We start from the raw sequence: 20782 nt of genomic DNA, 5'->3' as shown, positions 1-20782 counted from the left end.
CGACAATGTCGATCAGGGGCGTTCCCGGCAAAGCCTTGCTCAATCCTCTGGCCAAGGCGGCAATCGCAGGGTCGAAATACTCGACAGCCCGTTTTTCAGTCGCATAGCTCACACCGATTACCCGACGCTGTCGCCCGATCCGAACCAGGTAATCGACGTCTACATCGTTGCGAGCAAGCAGGACTCGTCCTTTGCCCACCCCATCCAAAGGGACCTCGACCAGTGCATCGTAGCCCCCGATATCATCGAAGGCGTAAGCGACGTTTCGGCTCGAATCTACAGCGAGCGGGTACAACCCAACCCTGCTCTGCGAATTGATCTCGACTTCCGAGAGCTTGTGCCACTCGTCACCTTCCAAATCACGGTAGAAAAAGATCAGGCGATTGCCAGTATAGCCGGTACTCCCCTCGTCCGGCTGACGGACCAACATGCGAATGCGCCCGTCCTCATCGGCAAGATAGCCGGCCGCCGCTGGATCCGGGGCCTCAACTGTCCGGCTCCGGCCGCTCTCGACATCGATGGACTCAACGCCAAGGCCATTCTTGGTATTGGCGAAGCGCGTACCAACCGACCGCTCTTCTACGGCCTGTCTCGTCATCAAGATTCGCCCTTCCCCTTCAGGGGAGTCCAAGGCCACAAGATTACCGCCGTTTTGACGCAGACCGAGTGAACGTGAACTTGAACGAGATGTAAGCAATACGGGGTCGCTACCGTCTGCCCCCAACGCGATCACACGAGTGAAACCCAGTAACTGGCCTTGCGAATTGTCGATAAAATAGAGGCGGCAAACAAGTCTTTCGTCCGTTGCCCATTCACATGAGACTAGATCGCTATTGGCGTCAGTAACATTGAAGATCGGCTTCACTTCCCAATCGCCATCAAGATCGATTACATTCAGCGTCTCGGCGTGACCTGGGCCCGTTCCAACGAACGCGATCCGGTTTCCTGACGGTGACAAGGAAATGTCGAGAATAGACTGCCTTATGCCGAACGTCGCCGCTGCCTCCTCTACCGTTTCCGCAGAGACGGGACTGACTGGAGCAAACAAGGCAATGCTGAGCGATGCAGCAACAGCTGCGTAAAAGCAGTTTTTCAAAAAATGCGACTCCCCAAATCGATAGCTCAATGAATATCGGCTGATCTGTTTTAGGGAAGTCTATAATTTACTAAAATCTAGCCCTCACTGTGAAGTCCACGCAAGATAATCTCCCCATGACTCCGGTTACGGTAGGGCTTCGCATACAGTTCGTACCCTATGCCCGAAACCGGCAACAAGAATGGGGTTAGCATTCGCCAACCCCACCCCAATCACATCGTCAGCAACACGGTAGACCGCAGCAAACTGCGAGCTCACAGCACGCTTGAACTACGCCACCCGGATCAGCGGCGAAAGCTGCGCCCGAACTGAAAAGAGCGGCAAAGGCGACGATTTTTGTAACGATTTTCATAAGATAACTCCAATCTGACTACATAATTATTCCAGCTTCATGGAGTATCGTTTCGCGGTGGTGGCACCGGCGGTCCACGTGATACCGATAGCAAAGGATGACTTGCCTTACTGCGCAGCACAGCAGAGCGGGGTGCCCAATCGGGCAGTTGCAAAGCAGGTACAAGGATCGTTGGGGTAAGCGCGCGGCAGGCTAGCGGGTCAGCGCAATAGGACCGATCACTACAGCAAGCGTGATCGCAGGATTCAACACAATCGACGGAAACATCCTTCGACCAGATCGTCGCGAAACCAGGCTGCGCACTACCCATTGAAAGAACTACAACGAGCAAGGCAAGAAGTGCGCGAGGCATGCTCTACATACGTTGCGAACGACCGTGCGGTTACGCAGGTGTGAAGGTGCGCAGGACCATTATCGTGAAGTGACGTAATCCCGACGAAAATCTGCGGCAAAGACTGCGAAGCGCCCTTCTCCAATCGCATCGCGCATCGCCTGCATCAGTTGTTGGTAGAAGGCGATATTGTGCTCGGTCATTAGCATCGCACCGAGGATTTCGCCCGACCGCACCAGGTGATGAATGTAGGCACGAGTATAGGTGCCGCAGGTGTCACAGGCACAGCGATTATCGAGCGGATCCTGGTCCTCCGCAAAACGCGCATTGCGCAAATTGATCGGACCGTTCCAGGTGAAGGCCTGACCGTTACGGCCTGAGCGGCTCGGCAGCACGCAATCGAACATGTCGACCCCCCGTTCGACCGCACCAACCAGGTCGTCGGGCTTGCCAACGCCCATGAGGTAGCGGGGCCGATCTTCGGGCAATTGACCGGGTGCAAAATCGAGCGTTGCGAACATCGCCTCCTGGCCCTCACCCACGGCAAGGCCGCCGATTGCGTAGCCGTCAAAACCGATATCGGTGAGTTTGTCCGCGCTGATCTTCCGCAGCTCCTCATCGAGCGCACCTTGCTGGATGCCGAACAGTGCGGCGCGGCTTGCATGCTCCTCACCCGCATCGAACCCGGCGCGACTGCGCCTCGCCCAACGCATCGACATCTCCATGCTCGCCGCAATCTCATCGCGTGGCCGGTCAGCGCGGGGGCATTCGTCGAACGCCATCACGATATCGCTACCGAGCAGGCGCTGGATTTCCATCGAGCGTTCGGGAGTGAGCATATGTTTCGAGCCATCGAGATGGCTCCTAAACTCGACGCCTTCTTCGGTCAGCTTGCGCAGATCCGAAAGGCTCATGACTTGATAACCGCCGCTGTCGGTCAGGATCGGGCGCTTCCAGTTCATGAACTTGTGCAGCCCACCCAACCTGGCGACTCGCTCTGCACCTGGGCGCAGCATCAAGTGGTAGGTGTTGCCCAGAATAATATCGGCGCCGGTCTTGCGTACCGTTTCGGGCTTCATCGCCTTCACCGTCGCCGCAGTGCCAACGGGCATGAATGCGGGCGTGCGGATCTCGCCGCGACGCATGGCGATACGACCGGTGCGCGCGGCCCCATCGGTGGCGTGGACCTGGAAATCGAAACGAGGGGCAGGCATCGGCGCTGCGCTAGCTGGGCGACTTCCCCCTGTCACCTTTGAATCGAAAAGGCCGGCCTCCGCTGGGGAGACCGACCAATTCTGTGACAGTAAGCGCGATCAGAAGCGCAGGCCGACGCCTACGGTTGCGCGGGTGGTGTCGAATGCGATCGTATCGACGTTGCCGCGAACGAAAACCTTGCCCACGGGAATGTCGATGCCGAGGCCGACAAGATAGTCGCCGTCGGTATCGTCGATGCCGCTGAAGTCGATGCTGTTGTCGTTGATGATCTCGTTATAATCGACATTGATCTCCTGGTAGCCGGCACGGGCATAGACCTTGGTGCCGCCAGGAATGCGGATCCCGAGGCGGGCCGCGGCGCCATATTCGCTGTCGAGCGCATCGGTACCGAAACTGTAGTTGGCTTCAGCACCGATAAAGAGGTTCGAGCCGATCGGAAGGTCGTAGCCAGCGAAGACCCCGAAGATCGGGCTCGAATCATCGACATCGGCGCCAGGCGCGATGTCATCGATTTCATCGGCGAAGCCGAGGTCGTGATAACCTGCCGATACACCGATGAAGCCATCCCCAGGGACTGCGTCCTGCGCCTGTGCGGCAGTCGGGAGGGCCATCGCAGCTGCCAACGCAGCGACGGTGAAGGCTACTTTTCTCATGTCTTATCTTATCCTTGATTTGGGGGGTGCCGAATGCATCGGCGGGCTGCCAATTGCGCAGCCCCGCCTGTCCGCGCGCTGAATGGCGCGCTCAGACTTTCGCAAGTTTCGCGGGCTCAAGCCCGCAGGCGCCAACCCGACTTGAAGATGTAAGCGATAATCCCGACGCAGAGTGTAAGGAAGCCGAGCGTGATTGCAAAGCTCACGCGGATATCGACGTCAGCTGTGCCGTAGAAAGTCCAGCGTAACCCACTGACGAGATAGACGATCGGATTTGCCAGCGCGACCGTGTCCCACGGCTTGGGCAGCATGTCGATCGAGTAAAACGTTCCCCCAAGGAAGGTCAGCGGTGTCAGGAAAAGCATTGGGATGATCCCCAACTTCTCGAAATTGTCCGCCCAAATGCCGAGGATGAAACCGAACAGGCTGAACGCCGCGGCCACCAGCATGATGTAGATCACGGCCAAGAAAGGGTGGGCGATCGAGTAATCTACGAACAGGCGCGCCGTGATGAGGATGATCGTCGCCAGGATCAGGCTCTTGGTTGCGGCAGCACCGACGAAGCCGATCAGTGTCTCGGCTACACCAACCGGTGCACTTAGGAGCTCGTAGATCGTCCCGGTGAACTTGGGCATGTAGATGCCGAAACTCGAATTGCTGGTGGTTTCGCCCAAGAGCGTCAGCATCAGCAGGCCGGGAATGATGAAGGCACCGTAGTTCACTCCACCAAGGTCGGGCATGCGCCCGCCGATGGCCGCGCCGAAAACGATAAAATAGAGCGAGGTCGTGAGAACGGGGGCCAATACCGACTGGAAGGCGGTGCGCAGGAAGCGGAACAGCTCGCGCTTGTAGATCGACCAGGTCGAGCGCCAGGCAATCATGCCGCATCCTCCCCAAGTAGGGACACGAAAATATCCTCGAGGCTGCTTTCGCGCGTTTCGATGCCGGTGTAATCGATGCCGGCGCGAGTAAGGACCTTGGTCAACTCGGCAACCTCGGCCTTGCCCTTCCCGGTCCCGTCACCGCCGCGGTAGCGCAGCGAACTGCCGCCGTCCTCCAGCTCGACAGGATAGGCAGCCAAGGCCGCGGGCAGATCGGACATCGGCTCCGCCAGAGCGATATGCGCTTCGGTCCGGCCGAGCTTGGCCATCATCGCTTCCTTTTCCTCGACCATGATCAGCCGCCCCTTGGAGATGATGCCGACACGATCGGCCATCTCCTCGGCTTCCTCGATGTAGTGCGTGGTCAGGATGATCGTGACGCCGCGCGCGCGCATCTGGTCGATGATCGCCCACATGCCCTTGCGCAGTTCGACATCGACGCCAGCGGTGGGTTCGTCGAGAAACAGCAGGTCAGGCTCGTGCGCCAAGGCCTTGGCAATCAGCACACGACGCTTCATCCCGCCGGACAGGGCCCTGATCTGTTCGTCCTTCTTGTCCCATAGCGCCAGGCTCTTGAGGATTTCCTCGATCCGCCCCTTGTCGGGAGCGAGGCCAAAGAGGCCGCGGGAATAGGAAACGGCGCGCCAGACCGTTTCGAACATGTCGGTGGCCATTTCCTGGGGAACCAGGCCGATCCGGGAACGCGCCCTGCGCCAATCGGTGGCGAGGTCATAGCCGAAGGCATGGATGCTTCCGCCGCTGGACCTCACAAGGCCGCAGACCGCGCCTATCAGGGTGGTCTTGCCCGCCCCATTGGGCCCCAGCAGGGCGAAAATCTCGCCCCGGCGGATCGAAAGGTCGACGGAATCGAGCGCTTTCAGCCCGCCGGGATAGACCTTGGTCAGGCCTTTGAGTTCGAGAATCGGCTCCACATGGTTCAGCTAGCCGCGATCCAGTTCCCGTGAAAGCCCGGGGGGATAATGTGGGGGATACGGATCGCCGCAACAGGTTCGAGCGAGATCGCTTCGAGTATCTCGAGATTGGTCGTGCCGGAATTACGATCGATCACGTAGCCCATTACCCAGCCATCCCCTTCCGGCGCATCGGGTTTGCGTGGGACGAAGACGAATTCTCCCGGCACCCGACCCTCGCCGAAGTCATGGGCAATACGCTCACCTGTTTCGAAGTCGTGGCGATATAGCGGGAGCGAGGAAAAGAACTCCAGGTCTCCGTCGAGGCCATCGCACCAAAGATAGCGATAGGGCTTGGTGAAAAATCTCTCGTCGGGCCGCGGGAATTCCTGCCCTGTGCTGTCGAGCGTAGCCCGATCGACGGTCCCGGAAGCTGGATCGACCGTCCACCGTTCGAGCCCGAGCGCCTTGCCGTATGGGCCGGGCATGTCCCCATCGAAGATCGTCTCATAGGCGCACAGATCGATAATCACCCTGCCCGCCTCATCTTCGTAGCTGTTGCCGACGTGGAAGACATAGCAGGGGTCAACATTGCACCAGATGACATCGTCTGAACTACCGTTCCTGGGGATCAGTCCCACGCGGGCCTGGTGTTCGCGGTTCCAGCGATAAGGGAACCGGTGTCCCGCCAGCAACGTCTTCATCGAGAATGTGACCGGCAGGTCCAGTATGACGGCATAGTTCTCTGTCAGTGCACAGTCGTGGATTGATGGACCGTTGGCGACGGGGATATCGATTTCGCGGAGCACCTCGCCCTCGCGTGAGAGCACGACGTGCCGGATTCTGTCAGGCTGATCGGCCTGGTAACAGATTGCATGATGCTCTCCTGTAACCGGGCACTGATGCGGATGCGCCGTGAACGACCCTGCCAGCCCGCCTCCGAAATTGCTGTAGGCGACGCTTTCCAGGTTGCCGTCGAGTTCCACCGGGTAGGACCCCGCCTCGACCAGCGCCATAATCTTGTCGCCGACGCCCAGGACGTTGGTATTGACGGTATCGCCCATCCCACGGCGCGGCCCGCCAACCGCCTTCGGCCCACCCTTGGATTCGAGTTCATTCGAGCGGATGAAGCGGTTGCGGTACCATTCGGCCTTGCCATCCTTCAGGCGAACGCCGTGGACCATGCCGTCACCGATAAACCAGTGATGGCCCTTGCCCACTTCACCAAATGGGTTGGGTCCGATCCGCACATAGCGGCCATCCAGCTCTGCCGGGATAGTCCCCATCACCTCAAGACTGGTCAGGGTCTTCTCTTCGCTCAGCGGGGTGTGAATCCCGTGCACAAAGGGATTCTCAGAGGCATCGGCAAGCCGGGCCCTGTTGATCCCGGCAACGGCCTGGATTGCGGGGGTAACTGCCTTGCGGATGGTTTTCTCTATGACGCTTGCCATGGCCGACTCGCTCCGGTTAAAGTGAACGGCGTAAACATACGAGCAATGGTAACAGTGTCAACATCATCCGAAACCTATCACCACGGCAGCCTGCGCGAAGCATTGGTCAAAGCAGGAATTGCCGCATTGGAGGGCCAGGAAGGCAAGGACGTCTCGCTCAGAGAGCTGGCGCGCACCGTCGGTGTGTCCCCCACGGCAGTTTACCGCCATTTTCCCGACAAGAAGGCACTGACAGAAGCATTGGCCACGGAAGGTCTCAAGATGCTTTATGACGCGCAGTTTGCGGCGTCAGAAGCCGCCGGGGGTGGCCCTGGAGCATTCGCTGCAACGGGCCGGGCCTACGTGCGCTTCGCCCTCGCCCATCCAGCGTTGTTCCGGTTCATGTTCACCCAGGGTGATCCGATCGCGCACGGGTCGGAAAATGATCAGGCTCAGGCACTGCTTGCAGCGAACACGCTGGCGCTGACCGGCGACAAGAACAAGGCCGAACGACTGGCGCTGCAAGCCTGGGCTATCGCGCACGGTATCGCCATGCTCATGCTGGATGGCCGCATACCCGCTGACGATGCCCTGATCGACAGGCTGATCGAAACCAGCAGCCTGTTCCCCGCCACAGGCTGTTAAGGCAGCAAGAGCGAAGAATCGCCGTAGCTGTAAAACCGGTACTCATTGTCGATGGCATGGGCATAGGCAGCCATTATCCGTTCGCGCCCCATCATTGCGCTGACCAGCATCACCAGAGTCGACTTGGGCAGGTGGAAGTTCGTCATCAGCCCGTCGACGGCGCGAAGGCGGTAGCCGGGCGTGATGAAGATATCCGTATCGCCTGCAAATGGCTGGATCACTCCATCCTCGCCCGTTGCACTTTCGAGCAGACGCAAGCTGGTGGTCCCAACCGCGATCACCCTGCCCCCCGCACTTCGTGCCGCATTCAGCCGGTCGGCGACAGCAGGCTCGATCCGACCCCATTCCGAATGCATCGCGTGATCGTCGGTGTCATCCACCTTCACGGGCAGGAATGTGCCAGCGCCCACATGCAGGGTAAGCGTTTCTCGGCCAATCCCTGCAGCTTCGAGTGCGGCGATCAGTTCAGGCGTAAAATGCAGTGCAGCCGTTGGTGCCGCCACTGCCCCATCTTCTTGCGCGAACATGGTCTGGTAGTCTTCACGATCTTGCGCGTCGGTGGGGCGTTTCCCAGCGATGTAGGGCGGCAGGGGCATCCGCCCTGCACGCTCCAGCAGGACCTCGACAGGCTCCTCGCCGGCGAATGACAGCACGAAGCTGCCATCAGGCAAGCGCTGTTCCGCCACCGCGAAAACACCGCCGCCAAACTCAATCTCATCGCCTTCTCGCAGGCGCTTGGCATTGCGAATGAAGGCCTGCCAGCGCCTCAGATCCACTCGTTTGTGGAGCGTTGCGCCGATCTTTGCTTCCCCGCGCCGCCCTTCCAGCTGTGCCGGGATGACGCGCGTGTCGTTGAAGACCAGCACGTCGCCCTTGCGCAGGAGGTTCGGCAGGTCGCGCACGCCACGATCCTCAAACGGGCCGTCCGGACGGACGACCAGCATGCGCGCGGCATCGCGTGGACGGACGGGCCGCAAGGCTATTCGCTCCGCTGGGAGCTCGAAATCGAAGAGATCGACCTTCATGCGCGCGCGCTTAGGGCCACGTGCGCTTCAAGGGAAGTCAGTTGCCGAGCGGGGCGTTCAGATCGTCGATCGAAATCGGGGCTTCCACGACTACCGTCGGCGGCGGAGGCGGCGGAAGGTTATCTGCTGCGATCGATGCCTGGAGGATCCGCGTCGGATCCTGCGGCGGCTCGCCCCGGTGGATCGCGTCCACCGCGGCCATGTTCGAAATAACCCGCCCGAAATTGGTGTAGCGCTGGTCGAGGCTGAAACGCGGGTAGAAGACAATAAAGAACTGGCTGTTGGCGCTGTCTTCACTTGAAGCGCGGGCCATGGCCACCGTCCCTCGTACGTGGGGCATCGGATTGAATTCGGCCTTTAGGTCAGGCAGCTCCGAACCGCCCGTTCCTGTACCAGTCGGGTCGCCCGTCTGCGCCATGAAACCATCGATCACGCGGTGAAAGATCACGCCGTTGTAGAAGCCCTGGCGTGCGAGCAACTTGACCCGCTCCACGTGGCTGGGTGCCCACCCTGGCATCAGCCTGATCGCGACGCGCTGACCGTTGGAAAGGTCGAGCAGGAGAATATTCTCAGGATCAACCGACATATCGAAATTGACCGCGTCATAGGTACGCTGAACCTTGGGTTCAGCCTCCGCCTCCTGAGCAGCAACCGCGAATGGGGCAGACACTGCGAGTGCGGCAGCGGCAAAGGCAAGCGTAGTCTTGAACATCATCATTCCGTGGCAGGGTCCTGGATTGGGGTGCCTCTAGCGGGAGGCTTCTGTCCGTTCAATGAATGGTTTGGCCAGAACGGTACCTAGCCGCTGCGCGGTCCGCGTTCGGCGACCCGGGCCATCACGTCAGCCCGCACCTTCGGGGTCACGAACTTGCCAATCTCGCCACCATAGATGGCGATCTCCTTGACCAAGCGGCTGGCGATCGGTTGCAACGCGACATCGGCCATCAGGAATACAGTTTCGATATCATGGTTGAGTTGCCGGTTCATGCCGGTGAGCTGGTATTCATATTCGAAGTCGGTAACGCCGCGGATCCCGCGCACGATGGTCGTCGCTCCTTGCTCCTTGGCGAAATCGACCAGAAGCGAGTTGAATCCGACCACGCGGCAATTCCCGCATCCGGCCACCGCGACTTCGCGTTCCACCATGGCTATGCGTTCGTCATCGTCGAACATCGGCGACTTGGCGATATTGGTCGTAACCCCGATGATCAGTTCATCGACCAGTTTCGCGCCGCGCTCGATAATGTCCATGTGCCCGAGTGTGATCGGGTCGAACGTACCCGGATAGACGCCAATACGTTTGGCCATCAGTGATCCCTCTTCACGATAAACCGCGCCAGCTCGATCAGCAGCCGCGCATCTTCGCCATGGTTGGCAAGGTGGCGGCCGGCCTGTTCGACCAGCATCTCTGCCTGGGCCCGCGCCTGCTCGACACCCATGAGTGTAACGAAGGTCTGCTTGCCCTGCTCTTCATCCTTGCGCAGCGCCTTGCCTGCCTTATCCTGGTCCCCCTCGACATCAAGGAGGTCATCGGCGATCTGGAATGCCAGGCCGATGTCCCGGGCATAGGCGCGCAAATGGCCACGCCCTTCAGGCGGCACGCGGCCGAGAATGGCCCCCATTTCGACGCTTGCCGCAAGCAATGCGCCGGTCTTGAGCTGCTGCAATCTGGTGACCTGGCGAAGGTCGTATTCCTGCTGCTCGGACATCATGTCCATCATCTGCCCACCGGCCATGCCATCATGGCCACTCGCCCGGGCCAGTGTTCTGACCAGCTCGGCCTGGACGAATGGGTCGGTGCTGGTGTCAGGCTGCGTCAATATTTCAAAAGCGAGCGCGTGCAGGCAATCGCCCGCCAACACGGCTGTCGCCTGGTCGAAGGCCTTGTGCACGGTGGGTTTGCCGTGCCGCAGGTCATCATCGTCCATGCAGGGCAAATCATCATGGATCAGCGAATAGGCGTGGATGGCTTCGACGGCGCACCCGGCATTGACCGCCGCGCTACGATTGACCCCAAAAAGCTCCGCACTTGCAGCAACCAGAAGCGGGCGTACCCGCTTTCCGCTGCCGATCACGGAATAACGCATCGCCTCGACCAGGCGTGCGCGTGTGTCCTGGGGTACGGGCAGGAAGGCGTCGAAGGCACTATCGACATCGGCCTGGATGCGCTCGAACGCGCCGCCAAGGATGCCGGGCATCGCCGCCACCGTGCTCACGCGGCGCCGTCCCCATCGAATGGTACTGTTCCTGCAGGTTTCCCGTCGGCGCCTTGCACGATCTTCTCGATACGGGCCTGCGCCGCATCGAGCCGCGCCTGGCACGCCTTGCGCAGCGCCTCGCCGCGTTCGTAGAGATCGATGCTCTCATCAAGCGGAACCTCGCCGCTTTCGAGCCGCCGGACGACGCCTTCAAGCGCGCGAAGCGCTTCCTCGAAGGTCATTTCGGTGATTTTGGGCTGTTCCTCATCCATCGCAGCCGAGCATTGACCGCGCGTGCCGAGCGGGTCAAGTAAGCGCGCAGTTCGGGGGGCCACTTATGACGTGGATAGTCGCCTACATCGCCGCAGCCATCGCCTTTGGCGTGCTCGACGCCCTATGGCTGAATTGGGCCGGGCCGAATTTCTATCGACCACAACTGGGCGACCTCCTCGCATCGAGTTTTCGCATGGGCCCGGCGCTGGCGTTCTACGCCGCCTATATCGGCGGGATGGTTTGGTTCGCGGTGCGGCCCGGCCTCGCAAGCGGCGTCGGAACGGCCGCACTGAACGGCGCGCTGCTGGGTGCGCTTTGCTATGCCACCTATGATCTCACCAACCAGGCGACGCTGCGCCAATGGTCGACGACCATCACGGTGGTGGACATTCTTTGGGGAGCCTTCGCAACTGCGCTTGCCGCCAGCTTCGCTACATTCGTTGCGCAGAAGTTCGGCGCATGACTGGCGCAGTCAGCATCACCGACGAAGGAAGGGTAAGGCTCCTCACAATCTCCAACCCGCCACGCGGTTACCTGAACGCTGCGGTCTCCCTGGAAATCCTTGATCATTTTCGCGGTGCGCTGGCCGATGACGCAATCCGGGCGATCGTGTTCACCGGCGGCGTTCCGGACGTTTTCATTCGCCACTACGATGTTGGTGAGATCGTCGCTGTGGGTGAGGCAATGCGCAACGCCACGCCTGGAGAAGCAGCGCCGCGTTCCGCTACGCCAATCTATGCGCTTGCCGATCTGCTGCTCGATAATCCCAAACCGACCATCGCTGCGATAAACGGCACCTGCATGGGTGGCGGTTGCGAATTCGCACTGGCCTGTGACATGCGTGTCGCCGCGACAGGCAATTACACTATCGGCCTTCCCGAAACCCGGCTCGGGATCATTCCCGGCCTGGGTGGAATGCAGATGCTGGCCCGCAAGGTCGGGCTGGCCCGCGCCACGGAGATGGTCTTGCGCGGGCGTGTCGTCGGTCCCGACGAAGCCCATCGCATCGGCCTTGTCGATTTCATCGCAGAGGACGCAGTTGCAGCGGCAATGGAAATCGCACGCGATCTCGCGACACTTTCGCCTGTGGCGGTCGCCACAGTGAAGCGGATGGCGGTACGGATGGCCAGTGGCGAGCCCTTGCCCGATGGGATCGCGCTGACTGCCGCCGACTTCGCCCACACACTCACCGCCGATGATGAAGCCATGGTGCGTATGCGCCGCTTCCTTGCCGAAGGTGAAGATATCCTGAGCCAATAAGTCCCAATAGGTCGCAAGAGGACACCACATGTTTATCGGCCATTTCGCCCCCGCCTTTGTAGCCCGCGCGGTCACCGATGAGGCTCCGCGCCTCGGCACTTTGTTCATTGCCGCACAGCTCATCGATTGGGCATTCTTCACGTTCGCCATCCTGGGGATCGAGCATCTAAGGATCGTGCCCGGCATCACCGCGATGAACCCGCTCGATCTTTACCACATGCCGTTCACGCACAGCTTGCTGGGCTCGCTGGTATTTGCGATCGGCTTCGGCGTGCTGGTCTTCGCGCTGTCGAGAAATGTCTCTGCAGCAACCTGGGCCGCCGTCGTGGTCGTATCGCATTGGTTTCTCGACCTGCTTGTCCACCGACCGGACCTGACGCTGGCGGGTGGCGATAGCAAGATCGGCCTGGGGCTGTGGAACGCGCCGCAAATCGCGATACCGCTCGAGCTTGGCATCACCTTGCTAGCCTTCTGGTGGTACTGGCGCCGGACCAAGGGCCCGATCGTGCCTCCGCTCGTGCTGATTGGGACGATGCTCGTATTCCAGATGATCAACTGGTTCGGTCCGCAACCGACCGAGGCGGGTGTGGGAATGTATGTACTCGCTCTCGTCAGCTACGGCATCTTGACCGCACTCGCATACTGGCTCGACGAAACGCGGTGGCATAAGAGCCTCGTGGGGCTGGCGGTTGCCAGCGCGCGCCGCTAAGGGCGCGCGCATGGTTACTGCCGAGTCCCAGATCACCCCAGAAGTCGTCGAGCAGCACGGCCTCAGCCCCGAGGAATACGAACGCGTGTTGCACGCGCTGGGCCGTGAGCCCAACCTCGTCGAACTGGGCATCTTCTCGGTCATGTGGTCGGAGCATTGCAGCTACAAGAGCTCACGCCTGCATCTCAAGAAACTCCCCACCGAGGCACCCTGGGTGATCTGCGGTCCCGGCGAAAACGCGGGCGTGATCGACATCGGCGATGGCCAGGCGGCGATCTTCAAGATGGAGAGCCACAACCACCCAAGTTACATCGAGCCTTACCAGGGTGCGGCGACAGGTGTCGGCGGCATCCTGCGCGACGTGTTCACTATGGGTGCGCGGCCTGTCGCGAATGCCAATGCACTGCGCTTCGGCCGGCCCGAACACCCCAAGATGCAGCACCTGGTCAAGGGGGTGGTCGCGGGTATCGGCGGCTACGGCAACTGCGTTGGCGTGCCGACCGTCTGTGGCGAGACGAACTTCCACCCTGCCTATGACGGCAACATCTTGGTCAACGCGATGACCGTGGGCGTCGCCGATGCAGACAAGATCTTCTATTCGGCCGCGACCGGCGTCGGGAACCCAATCGTTTACGTCGGTTCCAAAACCGGGCGCGACGGGATCCACGGCGCGACCATGGCCAGCGCTGATTTCGGCGAAGATGCCGATGCCAAGCGCCCCACCGTGCAGGTTGGTGATCCCTTCACCGAGAAGCTGCTGATCGAGGCCTGCCTCGAACTCATGGCCACTGACGCCATCGTTGCGATCCAGGACATGGGCGCTGCGGGCCTGACTTCGTCCAGCGTCGAAATGGCGACCAACGGCAAGGCCGGCATTCGGCTGAACATGAACAAGGTGCCCTGCCGTGAAGAGGGCATGACTCCTTATGAAATGATGCTGAGCGAGAGCCAGGAGCGCATGCTCATGGTGCTCAAGCCGGGCAAGGAGGCCATGGCCGAAGCGATCTTCCGCAAATGGGAGCTCGATTTCGCCGTCATCGGTGAGGTGACCGATACGCGGCACATGGTTCTGGAGTTCAACGGCGAAGTCGTGTGCGACATCCCACTCGGACCGCTCGCCGCCGATGCGCCCGAGTACGACCGGCCCTACCTGTCGAAGGACGAGTACAAGGCCTGGGCCAAGGTTCCCGTGCTGTCATCGAACCCGCCAGGTGGCGATATTTGCGCGGACCTGATCAAGCTGCTTGCCACGCCCAACCTCGCGTCGAAATACTGGATCGCCGAACAGTACGACAGCCAGGTCGGTGCAGACACATTGCAGACTGGCGGCGATGCCGGCGTGGTTCGGGTGCATGGATCGAAAAAGGCGCTGGCGATCAGCACGGACTGCACGCCGCGCTATGTCTATGCAGACCCTTATGAGGGCGGCAAGCAAGCCATCGCAGAGGCTTTCAGGAATCTCTGCGCGGTGGGTGCACGCCCGCTGGCAGTGACCAATTGCCTCAACTTCGCCAACCCGCAGCGTCCCGAAATCATGAGCCAGTTCGTCCACGCCCTGCAGGGCATGGGCGACGCCTGCCGTGCTCTCGATTTCCCGATCGTGAGCGGCAACGTCAGCCTCTATAACGAGAGCAAGGCGACCGGCGGTGGCTCCGCGATCCTGCCCACCCCCGCCATCGGTGGTGTCGGCCTGATCGACGACTACGACACGATGGCGACCATGGGATTCAAGGCCGCCGGGGAGTACATAGCCGTGATCGGACCGAACTATCCCGAACTCGGCCAGTCGCTGTGGCTGCGCGAGATTCACGGGCTGGAGGCCGGCGAGCCGCCGCGCGTCGATCTCGAAGACGAAAAGCTCAACGGCGCCATTATTCGAAAGTTGATTGCCGGCGGTAAGGTCACTGCGGTGCATGACATATCGGACGGCGGCCTGGCAGTGGCACTGGCGGAAATGGCGTTGGCAGGAGGTATTGGGGCGACCATCGATCCGATGACGAGCGAGTTCGCCTTCAATGAGAGCCAGGCGCGCTACATCGTCACCTATCGTAACGAGAGTGATCTCGACCGCAGCGAGGTGCCGTTCGAACGGATCGGTAAGACTGGCGGCGACGCGCTGAAGATCGGCGACAGCTCGGCCAGCCTCGCCGAACTGCGTGAGGCGCATCGCAGCTTCTTCCGCGACTGGATGGAAGGCTGATCGCGTGCCGGCGGGCTATTCCGGCACGCCGCTCGCAAAGAAGCTTTCATTGCGCGATGGCCAGCGTGTGTGGTTCGACGGCATGCCAGAGAGCGTGCTGGACGAGATCGACGAATATGCGCTCGAGCTGACCTTTGTCGGAGGGCCAGAGGACGGACCCGACGCAGTCCACATCTTCGTCACGGAGCGTGCCGATTTGGAAGCGAAGCTGGCGCTGCTGCTCGGTGCGATTGCTCGTGACGGGCACATCTGGGTCAGCTGGCCGAAGAAGGCCACCAAAGTTCCGACCGATATTACCGAGGACACCATTCGCGAAGTGTGCCTGCCAATGGGATTGGTCGACACAAAGGTTTGCGCGGTGGACGATGTTTGGTCGGGCTTGAAGCTGGTGATCCGCAAGGAACTGCGCTGAACCCGCTTCCATCAACAGCGGCAGTGGCTTCCCGCGGACGCAACTAAGGCTCGCCTCTCATAGACTTACGCGCTAGTTGGCGGCCATGCGCGATCATGAGACCGTTCCCTACGCCCTGCCCCCCATCCCCGATGGTGAGCGAATTGCCCGTGCCCATGCGATCCGCGATCGCCTGAAGGAACGGCGGACCTGCCGCTATTTTTCGGACGCACCCGTTCCGCGCGAAGTGATCGAGGCAGCGATCGAAGCGGCGGGAAGCGCACCAAACGGCGCCAACCATCAGCCTTGGCACTTCGTCGCAGTATCTTCGCCTGAAACCAAGGCGGCCATTCGCGAGGCTGCCGAGCAAGAGGAGAAGGCTTTCTACGAAGGTAAGGCCAGCGGGGAGTGGCTCGAAGCCCTCGCGCCGCTGGGTACCGATGCCGACAAGCCGTTCCTGGATACTGCACCCTGGCTGATCGTGGTCTTCGCCCAGCGCAAGGGCGGTATCGCCGAAGATGGGGTTACCCAGAACTATTACGTCACCGAGAGCGTCGGCATTGCCTGTGGCTTGCTGATCGCAACGCTGCATGAAGCTGGCCTCGCAACGCTGACGCATACGCCATCGCCGATGGGCTTCCTGCGCAAGATCTGCGGGCGCCCCGAGAACGAGAAGCCATTAATGGTCATCGTCGTGGGTCATCCGTCAGAAGATGCAACGGTCCCCACGCGCGCATTGGTCAAGAAGTCGCTGGAACAGATTTCCAGCTGGATCTGACAATCAGGCCGCAGCTTGCTGCAGCTCATTCTTGGCAAGCAGATCGTAGGGATCGATCCCTTCGCTGCGCCAGATACGATGGCATTCGCCATACCAGTAAGGGTCTGGAATATTCAGTTCCGTCCGGGCCTGCTGCAGGTCCTTTGCCAGCAGTTCGCGGATCGACAGCCCAACCAAGGGCGGGCACGCCCGCCCAGTGCGATGTGCCTCGCGCGTCGCCTTGAGAACCGGCGCTGCACTGCCACGAACAAGCGTTTTGATGTGCAGTGACCCCGCATAGCCCAGCAATAGGTGCCCCTGGCTTGGTGATTGCCCGTGGGTAAACAGCAGCACGCACTGTTCGCCCAAGGCATCACGCCCGTAGCCGGTGAGTACATGCATCAAGTCGTGCGTGTCGCGCTGGCGGAATCCGAACCACTGAACCAGGTCGGGGTAGGTTGGGCGCCCCGATTTCTCCGATTCCTCGACCAGGCCCGCAGCCGACAGACCTTCACGCTCCATGAAATCGCAATAGGCATGGGCAACGCTGCCCTTGGGCAATTTGCGCAGCTCGTCATGATCGTCGAGTAGTGCCGGCAGGAAGGGCTCCGCCGCACGCAGCGCTTCGCCTTGCGCGCTCAAGGTCAGATCGCGAACCCGCGGCATGAACGCTTTGTTCGGCAGGGCATCGTAGATCTTGAATACTTCGGCCGTGTTTTCCTTGTCCTTCAGCAGGATGCGGAAATGCTTGAGCGCTTTCAGCGGCTGATACTTGGGTTGCGGGCGATCCGGATGACGCAGCGGCGTTCCGTCCTTTGCAGCCTCGATCCCAGTGAAATATTCGGTTTGTTGATTCATGACTTCCCGCCCTTATCACGTTCAGTCGTTAATCGAAACTGAAGCAGAATAATTGGAAAGGCTCGCCAAAAAGCTGGATTTCCTGGAGTATCACCTGCTGTGCAGGTTTCCTCACCAACACAGCAGTCACCCTACCCGCAAGCTGACGCAGTCAAACAGCGGAACACCCACCCTAGCCAAGGACCCACTCGCGGGGTGGTATGCCAAACAGTTTCAGGATCGCGGTCAAGTCTTCACTCACAATGCGCCCGTTTGCAGCATCACGCGCCTTGGGCTTCGCGCGATAGGCGATCCCGTAGTCGGCGGCCTGGATCATCGGGATGTCGTTTGCGCCATCGCCGGTCGCCAGCACCCGAGCCCCCTCTCCCAGTATCTCCCGCTCTTCCGCTAGCGTGGCGAGTTTCGTTGACGCATCGCTGATCGGACCTGCCAATGCGCCAGTGAGCTTGCCATTGGCCACAGCCAGTCGGTTGCCAACCACCCGCTCGAAGCCGAGTTCCGCCGCAACCGGGTCGGCGAAATGATGGAACCCACCGGTCACCAACACCGTGCGACAACCTTTGGCACGCAATGTCGCAACAAGCGTCTTCGCACCTGCGACGGGAAAAATTCTTTCTTCAAGACAACGGTCTATCGCGCCTTCCTCAAGACCTTCGAGCAGACCTACCCGCTCTAGCAGGGCACTACGGAAATCGAGCTCACCCAACATGGCGCGCTCGGTGATTGCCGCCACGCGATCCTTGATCCCGGCAAAATCGGCGAGCTCGTCGATGCATTCCTGTCCGATCATCGTGGAATCCATGTCCGAAACGAAGAGCCGCGGAATTTCAATCTGATGGTCAGCAATTAGCAGGTCGCATTGGCCGAAGTAGGCCACCAGGGTTTCGGTAAGCACCGCTCTGTCCCCCTCGGGCAGGGAGAACTGAAGCACATCACCGCCGGATTCGAGCAAGCCCGCCATCGCAACCGGCATGCCCACCCCGGCCAAAGCCTCTATTGCCGCATCCATGCGGGTTTCGATGCCGTCCTGGTCTGCTATCAGCCGGGCGATGAGCAATGTGCAACCTCCTGACAATCCGGGGCCGAGGCCGCCGGTCGCGCTCATTGCAGGGCCGACCGCCAGCGGCAAGAGCGATCTCGCAGTGAAATTGGCCCGGTGGCTGGAAGAATCAGGCCGTCACGCAGTCGTGATCAACGCCGATAGCGCGCAGGTCTATTCCGACCTGCAAGTCCTGTCGGCCCGCCCTACCGAAGCGGAAATGGATGGGATCGAGCATCGCCTGTTCGGTGCATGGGATGGCGCACAGGCATGTTCTGCGGCCGATTGGGCTGCAGCGGCGAAGAGTGAAATTGCGAGTCTGCACACCGAAGGCGCGATCCCGATCCTGTGCGGAGGGACCGGCCTCTACCTGCGCACCCTGCTCGACGGTATCGCTCCGGTCCCGGCGATCGCGCCCGAGATTCGAGCGGCAGTCCGGGCGCTGCCGCAGGCGGAAGCAAGGTCTGCACTCGAACGGGAAGATCCCTCCGCCGCCGCGCGGCTGGCCCCGGCCGATGCCGCACGCACAACGCGAGCGCTCGAAGTGATCCGCTCGACCGGTCGCGCGATTGCAGACTGGCAGGCTCACAAGGAGGGAGGGATTGCCGAAAGGGTAAACCTGCACGCACTGGTCCTGTTGCCGGAGCGGGAGTGGCTCTACGAACGTTGCGACAGGCGGTTCCTGCAAATGATGGATCGCGGGGCTGTGGCCGAGGTCGAGCGCCTGCTTGAGCGCGATCTCGACACGTCGCTCCCGGTCATGCGCGCGATCGGTGTGCCCGAACTTTCGGCCTATCTCAATGGCGAACGTGGGCGCGATGAAGCAATCGCCGCTGGCCAGATTGCCACGCGGCAGTACGCGAAGAGGCAGTTCACCTGGTTCCGTCATCAGCCGCCGGTTGAATGGAGGCGTTCAGAAAACAAAAATATCAACGTACCAGAGTTTTTTGTATCTTTGTTACGTGAAACGAGTTGACTTTGTAACCGACAGGCCCATAAGGAAGGTCCCGTCGGCCCGGCACTTCAGACCCCAGTGCCGGGCCGATTTGTCACTTTAATCCATGAAAACGGGTCGGAGAGTAACGTGAGCACCGAGCGCAGCGGCGCGGCCATATTGATGCAATGTCTAAAGCGGCAGGGAGTCGAGTTCGTCTTCGGCTATCCCGGCGGCGCGGTATTGCCGATCTACGACGAACTCTTCGCCGATGAAGACATTCGCCACATTCTCGTGCGCCATGAAGCCGGGGCGGCCCACGCTGCCGAAGGCTATGCACGCTCCACCGGCAAGCCCGGTGTGGTGCTCGTCACCAGCGGCCCCGGCGCGACCAATGCCGTTACCGGGATTGCCGACGCCTATATGGATTCGATCCCGATGGTGGTCATCACCGGCCAGGTGCCGACCGCATTGATCGGGACCGATGCGTTCCAGGAAGCCGATACCATCGGCCTCACCCGGCATTGCACCAAGCACAACTACCTGGTGAAGGACCCGGAGCGCCTGTGCGCGACGATCGAGGAGGCCTTTCGTATCGCGACGACCGGCCGCCCGGGTCCGGTGCTGATCGACATTCCCAAGGACGTCCAGATAGCGATGGCCTGCTGGGATGGCCAGGACCAGGCGTCCCTGCCCTCGCATCGCTATCAGCCCCGCATGGTTGGCGCCGCCGATGAGATTGCCGAGGCGATCGAAATGCTCGCCGCGGCCGAGCGACCGGTTTTCTATACCGGCGGCGGCGTGATCAACGCCGGCCCGCGCGCGACGGAGATGCTGCGCGCGCTCCAGCATCGCACCGGTGCCCCCGTCACCAGCACGCTGATGGGCCTGGGCGCCTTCCCTGCCGACCATCCCGATTGGCTGGGCATGCTGGGCATGCACGGCACCTACGAAGCCAATATGGCGATGAACAAGGCCGACCTGATCGTGGCCATCGGCGCGCGCTTCGATGATCGCGTCACCGGACGCCTCGATGCCTTCGCGCCCGAGGCCAAGAAGATCCACATCGATATCGATCGTGCGAGCATCAACAAGATCGTCCCGGTCGAACTGGGTATAGTCGGCGACTGCGCCCATGTCCTCGAGCAGCTTCTCGAAGCCTGGGGTAGTCGCAAATCGCGCGACCTGAGCGAGTGGAAGGCCCGTATCCTCGGGTGGAAGGCACGCGACTGCCTCGCCTACCCCGACAAGGGCAGCGATCTCATCATGCCGCAGAAGAGTATCGAGCGGCTGTTTGCGCTGACCAAGGACTACGATCCGATCATCACAACCGAGGTCGGCCAGCACCAGATGTGGGCGGCGCAGTATTTCCGCTTCTTCGGCCCCAACCGTTGGCTCACCAGCGGAGGCCTCGGCACCATGGGCTACGGCCTGCCCGCCGCCATCGGCGCGCAGCTGGGCAATCCCGGCCGCCTGGTGATCGACATCGCGGGTGAAGCCAGCATCCAGATGAACATCCAGGAGCTTGGCACGGCGAGCCAGTACCGCCTGCCGGTCAAGGTGTTCATCCTCAACAACGAATACATGGGCATGGTCCGCCAGTGGCAGGAACTGACCTATGAGA

The 20782-nt window shown here is 61.0% G+C and carries 21 protein-coding genes and 1 pseudogene; 9 read left to right on the top strand and 13 right to left on the bottom strand.

Translation table 11 applies throughout. The features are described from left to right. The 6 genes and pseudogenes from AAFM29_RS13765 to AAFM29_RS13740 all read right to left on the bottom strand — a co-directional run. Positions 1 to 1096 (bottom strand): annotated as a pseudogene (locus AAFM29_RS13765) (S9 family peptidase); the annotation flags it as partial. A 763-nt stretch (positions 1097 to 1859) separates the two neighbouring features. Further along, positions 1860 to 2993: a tRNA guanosine(34) transglycosylase Tgt gene (tgt, locus tag AAFM29_RS13760; protein ID WP_341713359.1), complete on the bottom strand. Its 1134-nt coding sequence runs from the start codon at positions 2991 to 2993 to the stop codon at positions 1860 to 1862. 99 nt (positions 2994 to 3092) lie between these two features. Then, the gene (locus tag AAFM29_RS13755) at positions 3093 to 3647 is read right to left on the bottom strand and encodes an outer membrane beta-barrel protein (protein ID WP_341713358.1); all 555 of its coding nucleotides are present in this window, start codon (positions 3645 to 3647) and stop codon (positions 3093 to 3095) included. Positions 3648 to 3763: 116 nt separating this feature from the next. Then, entirely contained in the window at positions 3764 to 4528 is a 765-nt protein-coding gene (locus AAFM29_RS13750; RefSeq protein ID WP_341713357.1) for an ABC transporter permease, read from the bottom strand. Next, positions 4525 to 5460, bottom strand: coding sequence for an ABC transporter ATP-binding protein (locus AAFM29_RS13745; protein WP_341713356.1), 936 nt, complete (start codon positions 5458 to 5460; stop codon positions 4525 to 4527). Before AAFM29_RS13745 ends, AAFM29_RS13750 begins: the two co-directional genes overlap by 4 nt. A 5-nt stretch (positions 5461 to 5465) precedes the next feature. After that, positions 5466 to 6890: a carotenoid oxygenase family protein gene (locus tag AAFM29_RS13740; protein ID WP_341713355.1), complete on the bottom strand. Its 1425-nt coding sequence runs from the start codon at positions 6888 to 6890 to the stop codon at positions 5466 to 5468. Between the two features lie 45 nt (positions 6891 to 6935). Here AAFM29_RS13740 and AAFM29_RS13735 point away from each other — a divergent pair, with 45 nt between their 5' ends. Further along, on the top strand, positions 6936 to 7514 hold the full coding sequence (locus AAFM29_RS13735) for a TetR/AcrR family transcriptional regulator (protein ID WP_341713354.1): 579 nt from the start codon (positions 6936 to 6938) through the stop codon (positions 7512 to 7514). On the opposite strand, the gene queA is transcribed toward AAFM29_RS13735, so the two are convergent. The 5 genes from queA to AAFM29_RS13710 form a co-directional block, all read right to left on the bottom strand. After that, positions 7511 to 8539, bottom strand: a complete 1029-nt coding sequence (gene queA / locus AAFM29_RS13730; protein ID WP_341713353.1) for a tRNA preQ1(34) S-adenosylmethionine ribosyltransferase-isomerase QueA — start codon at positions 8537 to 8539, stop codon at positions 7511 to 7513. The genes AAFM29_RS13735 and queA overlap by 4 nt on opposite strands. A 37-nt stretch (positions 8540 to 8576) precedes the next feature. Next, complete coding sequence (locus tag AAFM29_RS13725; protein WP_371830753.1) at positions 8577 to 9254, bottom strand: peptidylprolyl isomerase; 678 nt, start codon at positions 9252 to 9254, stop codon at positions 8577 to 8579. A gap of 83 nt (positions 9255 to 9337) precedes the next feature. Next, positions 9338 to 9847, bottom strand: coding sequence for a pantetheine-phosphate adenylyltransferase (gene coaD / locus AAFM29_RS13720; protein ID WP_341713352.1), 510 nt, complete (start codon positions 9845 to 9847; stop codon positions 9338 to 9340). Further along, positions 9847 to 10737, bottom strand: coding sequence for a polyprenyl synthetase family protein (locus AAFM29_RS13715; protein WP_341713360.1), 891 nt, complete (start codon positions 10735 to 10737; stop codon positions 9847 to 9849). Before AAFM29_RS13715 ends, coaD begins: the two co-directional genes overlap by 1 nt. 14 nt (positions 10738 to 10751) lie before the next feature. After that, entirely contained in the window at positions 10752 to 11009 is a 258-nt protein-coding gene (locus AAFM29_RS13710) for an exodeoxyribonuclease VII small subunit (protein WP_341713351.1), read from the bottom strand. Positions 11010 to 11074: 65 nt separating this feature from the next. Here AAFM29_RS13710 and AAFM29_RS13705 point away from each other — a divergent pair, with 65 nt between their 5' ends. The 6 genes from AAFM29_RS13705 (at position 11075) to AAFM29_RS13680 (ending at position 16348) form a co-directional block, all read left to right on the top strand. Beyond that, positions 11075 to 11473 (top strand): DUF2177 family protein, encoded by a 399-nt coding sequence (locus AAFM29_RS13705; RefSeq protein ID WP_341713350.1) that lies wholly within the window; start codon positions 11075 to 11077, stop codon positions 11471 to 11473. Beyond that, positions 11470 to 12270 carry an enoyl-CoA hydratase/isomerase family protein gene (locus AAFM29_RS13700; protein WP_341713349.1) on the top strand — a complete coding sequence of 267 codons (801 nt, stop codon included), beginning with the start codon at positions 11470 to 11472 and terminating at the stop codon, positions 12268 to 12270. Before AAFM29_RS13705 ends, AAFM29_RS13700 begins: the two co-directional genes overlap by 4 nt. 28 nt (positions 12271 to 12298) lie before the next feature. Further along, positions 12299 to 12979, top strand: coding sequence for a hypothetical protein (locus AAFM29_RS13695; protein WP_341713348.1), 681 nt, complete (start codon positions 12299 to 12301; stop codon positions 12977 to 12979). 10 nt (positions 12980 to 12989) lie between these two features. Continuing rightward, the gene (gene purL / locus AAFM29_RS13690; protein WP_341713347.1) at positions 12990 to 15179 is read left to right on the top strand and encodes a phosphoribosylformylglycinamidine synthase subunit PurL; all 2190 of its coding nucleotides are present in this window, start codon (positions 12990 to 12992) and stop codon (positions 15177 to 15179) included. Between the two features lie 4 nt (positions 15180 to 15183). Further along, positions 15184 to 15591: a DUF3052 family protein gene (locus AAFM29_RS13685; protein WP_341713346.1), complete on the top strand. Its 408-nt coding sequence runs from the start codon at positions 15184 to 15186 to the stop codon at positions 15589 to 15591. An 85-nt stretch (positions 15592 to 15676) separates the two neighbouring features. Beyond that, entirely contained in the window at positions 15677 to 16348 is a 672-nt protein-coding gene (locus AAFM29_RS13680) for a nitroreductase family protein (RefSeq protein WP_341713345.1), read from the top strand. Between the two features lie 3 nt (positions 16349 to 16351). Here AAFM29_RS13680 and AAFM29_RS13675 read toward each other — a convergent pair whose 3' ends face one another. Together AAFM29_RS13675 and serB are read right to left on the bottom strand one after the other, a co-directional pair. Then, positions 16352 to 17185 (bottom strand): Coq4 family protein, encoded by an 834-nt coding sequence (locus AAFM29_RS13675; protein WP_341713344.1) that lies wholly within the window; start codon positions 17183 to 17185, stop codon positions 16352 to 16354. A 172-nt stretch (positions 17186 to 17357) separates the two neighbouring features. Next, a complete protein-coding gene (serB, locus tag AAFM29_RS13670; RefSeq protein ID WP_341713343.1) occupies positions 17358 to 18242 on the bottom strand; it encodes a phosphoserine phosphatase SerB in 885 nt (294 codons plus the stop codon). Here serB and miaA point away from each other — a divergent pair. Then, positions 18235 to 19200 (top strand): tRNA (adenosine(37)-N6)-dimethylallyltransferase MiaA, encoded by a 966-nt coding sequence (miaA, locus tag AAFM29_RS13665; RefSeq protein ID WP_341713342.1) that lies wholly within the window; start codon positions 18235 to 18237, stop codon positions 19198 to 19200. The two genes, serB and miaA, sit on opposite strands and share 8 nt — an antisense overlap. A 108-nt stretch (positions 19201 to 19308) precedes the next feature. Next, a partial coding sequence (ilvB, locus tag AAFM29_RS13660) for a biosynthetic-type acetolactate synthase large subunit (RefSeq protein WP_341713341.1) occupies positions 19309 to 20782 on the top strand: 1474 nt, incomplete at its 3' end.

The organism is Erythrobacter sp. (assembly GCF_038133525.1).
Lineage (GTDB): Bacteria > Pseudomonadota > Alphaproteobacteria > Sphingomonadales > Sphingomonadaceae > Qipengyuania.
The sequence above is the reverse complement of the archived record's forward strand: the minus strand, read 5'-3'. Positions and strand labels throughout refer to the sequence as shown.

What these genes read in the sequence shown, in the direction of transcription:
- tgt (WP_341713359.1), bottom strand. Translation starts at nt 2,993, where the DNA reads ATGCCTGCCCCTCGTTTCGATTTCCAGGTCCACGCCACCGATGGGGCC.
- AAFM29_RS13755 (WP_341713358.1), bottom strand. Translation starts at nt 3,647, where the DNA reads ATGAGAAAAGTAGCCTTCACCGTCGCTGCGTTGGCAGCTGCGATGGCC.
- AAFM29_RS13750 (WP_341713357.1), bottom strand. Translation starts at nt 4,528, where the DNA reads ATGATTGCCTGGCGCTCGACCTGGTCGATCTACAAGCGCGAGCTGTTC.
- AAFM29_RS13740 (WP_341713355.1), bottom strand. Translation starts at nt 6,890, where the DNA reads ATGGCAAGCGTCATAGAGAAAACCATCCGCAAGGCAGTTACCCCCGCA.
- AAFM29_RS13735 (WP_341713354.1), top strand. Translation starts at nt 6,936, where the DNA reads ATGGTAACAGTGTCAACATCATCCGAAACCTATCACCACGGCAGCCTG.
- queA (WP_341713353.1), bottom strand. Translation starts at nt 8,539, where the DNA reads ATGAAGGTCGATCTCTTCGATTTCGAGCTCCCAGCGGAGCGAATAGCC.
- AAFM29_RS13725 (WP_371830753.1), bottom strand. Translation starts at nt 9,254, where the DNA reads ATGATGTTCAAGACTACGCTTGCCTTTGCCGCTGCCGCACTCGCAGTG.
- coaD (WP_341713352.1), bottom strand. Translation starts at nt 9,847, where the DNA reads ATGGCCAAACGTATTGGCGTCTATCCGGGTACGTTCGACCCGATCACA.
- AAFM29_RS13715 (WP_341713360.1), bottom strand. Translation starts at nt 10,737, where the DNA reads ATGCCCGGCATCCTTGGCGGCGCGTTCGAGCGCATCCAGGCCGATGTC.
- AAFM29_RS13710 (WP_341713351.1), bottom strand. Translation starts at nt 11,009, where the DNA reads ATGGATGAGGAACAGCCCAAAATCACCGAAATGACCTTCGAGGAAGCG.
- AAFM29_RS13705 (WP_341713350.1), top strand. Translation starts at nt 11,075, where the DNA reads ATGACGTGGATAGTCGCCTACATCGCCGCAGCCATCGCCTTTGGCGTG.
- AAFM29_RS13700 (WP_341713349.1), top strand. Translation starts at nt 11,470, where the DNA reads ATGACTGGCGCAGTCAGCATCACCGACGAAGGAAGGGTAAGGCTCCTC.
- AAFM29_RS13695 (WP_341713348.1), top strand. Translation starts at nt 12,299, where the DNA reads ATGTTTATCGGCCATTTCGCCCCCGCCTTTGTAGCCCGCGCGGTCACC.
- purL (WP_341713347.1), top strand. Translation starts at nt 12,990, where the DNA reads ATGGTTACTGCCGAGTCCCAGATCACCCCAGAAGTCGTCGAGCAGCAC.
- AAFM29_RS13680 (WP_341713345.1), top strand. Translation starts at nt 15,677, where the DNA reads ATGCGCGATCATGAGACCGTTCCCTACGCCCTGCCCCCCATCCCCGAT.
- AAFM29_RS13675 (WP_341713344.1), bottom strand. Translation starts at nt 17,185, where the DNA reads ATGAATCAACAAACCGAATATTTCACTGGGATCGAGGCTGCAAAGGAC.
- miaA (WP_341713342.1), top strand. Translation starts at nt 18,235, where the DNA reads ATGAGCAATGTGCAACCTCCTGACAATCCGGGGCCGAGGCCGCCGGTC.